Raw genomic sequence first — 529 nt, forward strand, 5'->3', positions numbered from 1 at the left:
CCAGAATGGCCCGTTCCGGGCCATGCCTCCGGCGGGGATATTTTTAGCCAGATGAAGGGCGGATCACCCGTGTGGATCGAAGTCACTTAGGCGTTTCCCCGGCTCGTCTGCGAATAGCTCGGGCAGGGGTGTGACGGTTTCGATCAGGTCGATGCGAAAAACGCGAAAGCCGTTGCGCAGCTCGCACCATGCGGTGAGGGTCCAGACGCGGCCCCAATACTCCATATGGAGGGGGCGGATTGTGCGTTCGGTCAAGGTGCCGTCGATGCGGCGGTATGACAAGTGCAGCTTCTGGCGGGATTTGATGGCGGCGCGGAGCGGGGCCATATGTGCCAATCCGCGCGCGGCATCGGCGAAGGGGTAGACTGCGAATTTCCAAGTATCGGCCTCGGCCACAACCTGCGTGGGCAGGACGGCGTCAATCTTTTCTGCGAGTGACTCGGCTGCGGCTTTCAGGTCCGGGTCAGCTGCTTCGGCGACGATGGCCATTCCGAGGTTCAGTGCCTCAAGCTCGGCCGTGGTCAGGTTG

The 529-nt window shown here is 62.2% G+C and carries 1 protein-coding gene; it reads right to left on the bottom strand.

Going from position 1 to position 529, the window contains the following annotated elements:
• Nucleotides 1-63: 63 nt before the first annotated feature.
• The coding region (locus tag ACR0E6_RS23050; protein ID WP_480587803.1) for a helix-turn-helix transcriptional regulator at nucleotides 64-529 on the bottom strand (466 nt) is incomplete at its 5' end.

Source organism: Ruegeria sp. AP12, from assembly GCF_056540025.1.